1 protein-coding gene and 1 pseudogene are annotated in these 1,923 nt (G+C 52.7%); both read left to right on the top strand.

From position 1 onward, the window contains the following. A pseudogene (locus tag D1646_RS20630) lies at positions 1-849 on the top strand (type IV secretory system conjugative DNA transfer family protein); the annotation flags it as partial. Between the two features lie 93 nt (positions 850-942). Further along, a partial coding sequence (locus tag D1646_RS20625) for a recombinase family protein (RefSeq protein WP_160638261.1) occupies positions 943-1,923 on the top strand: 981 nt, incomplete at its 3' end.

Genomic DNA, 1,923 nt, shown 5'->3' with positions numbered 1-1,923 from the left:
GATTTGGCCCACAAGCTGGTGGGGATGGTGGCGGCCCTCGGCCCGGCCTTTGCCGACTTCGCGCCGGGGCTCAATCCATTTGATTGGCTGGCGGGCATCGTGGGGGCCGTGGCGATCCGGCTGGTTATCTACCAGAAGAGCAAAAAAGCTCAAAAATATCGCCGGGATGAAGAGTATGGTTCCGCCCGCTGGGGAACGGAAAAAGACATCAAGCCGTTCACCGACCCCAGGTTTGAAAACAACATCATTCTGACCGGGACGGAGTTTCTCACCACCAACACCCGGCCCGCCGTCCCCGCCAACGCCCGGAACTTGAATTGCTGTGTTGTCGGTTCATCCGGCTCCGGCAAGACCCGGTTCTGGCTCACGCCCCAGCTTCTGCAGGCCCATTCCTCCTATGTGGTGGTAGACCCCAAAGGCGGGGTGCTGGAGCAGGCCGGGTATTTCCTGCAAAAGAAAAAGGGATATAAAATCAAGGTTTTTAACAGCATTGATTTTTCCCGCTCCATGCACTATAACCCGCTGGCCTATATCCGCAACGAGGCCGACATTTTGAAATTCGTCAATACCTTAATAGCCAACACCAAAGGCGAGGGCAAAGAGGGCGACCCATTCTGGACGAAATCAGAAACGCTTTTATACTGTGCCCTTATCGCCTATATCATCTTCGAGGGCCCGGACGAGGATAAAAACATGAACACCCTTGTAGACATGATTTCCGGCATGGAGGTCAAGGAGGACGATGACGATTTTATGAACGCGGTGGACTATATGTTCGCCGGGCTGGAAAAGAGAAAGCCGGACTGTTTTGCCGTGAAGCAGTACAAAAAGTACAAGCTGGCCAGCGGTGATTTATGCTCTAAGAGACTTGTTAATTCACTGATTTTTCGGTGATAGGCAAGGACAGCTTAGAGCATATTTTCATTCAAGGAGGTCTGTGCTATGGCAAAAACCAAGATTGCGCTACTCTATGAACGCCTCAGCCGCGACGACGAATTAAATGGGGAGAGTTTTTCAATCCAAAATCAAAAAATCATGCTGGAGGACTTCGCCCGCCGGAATGGGTATCCCCGTTTCAAGCACTTCACGGATGACGGCGTTTCCGGCACCCGCTTTGACCGGCCCGGTTTTATGGCGATGATGGAGGAAGTCGAGGACGGCAATGTGGAGGCAATCATCATCAAGGATATGTCCAGAATGGGCCGTGACTATCTGAAAGTCGGTCAGGTAATGGAAATTCTTCGCCAACGGGGAGTGCGGCTGATTGCCATTAACGACAATGTAGACACCGACAAAGGGGACAATGACATGACCCCGTTCTTGAATATCATGTACGAATTTTATGCTCGTGACACGAGCCGCAAAATCAAGTCGGTATTCAAGGCCAAGGGTATGAGTGGAAAGCACCTGACCGGATTTGTTCCCTATGGCTACCTCTGGGACGAAAAGCGGGAAAACTGGATTGTGGACGACGAGGCCGCTGACGTGATACGGCGCATCTACGCCATGACTTTGGAGGGCTACGGGCCTTTCCAAATTGCCAGCCGCTTGACTGCTGACAAAATCGAGATGCCAGCCGTCCACATGGCGCGGCATGGCGAGGGCCTGCACAAGACCAGGGACATCAAAGACCCCTGCCAGTGGTCTACCTCCACTGTTGTCAATATCCTCAAACGGCGGGAATACTTGGGCCATACTGTCAACTTCAAGACCCGAAAGCATTTCAAGGACAAGAAAAGCCACTATGTTGATGAAAGCGAGTGGACAATTTTCGAGAATACCCATGAGGCCATCATCGACCAGGAAACCTTCGACAGTGTGCAACGCATCCGGGGCAACGCCAAACGCTATGCGGACGGTTTTGGTGAGGCCGCGCCGCTGACCGGGCTGATCTACTGTGCCGATTGCGGCGGCAAGATGTAT

Origin of the sequence: Pseudoflavonifractor sp. 60, assembly GCF_009911645.1 — a bacterium.
Classification (GTDB): domain Bacteria; phylum Bacillota; class Clostridia; order Oscillospirales; family Oscillospiraceae; genus Lawsonibacter.
Note: the sequence above shows the minus strand (reverse complement) of the source record. Positions and strands in the feature narration are given on the sequence as shown.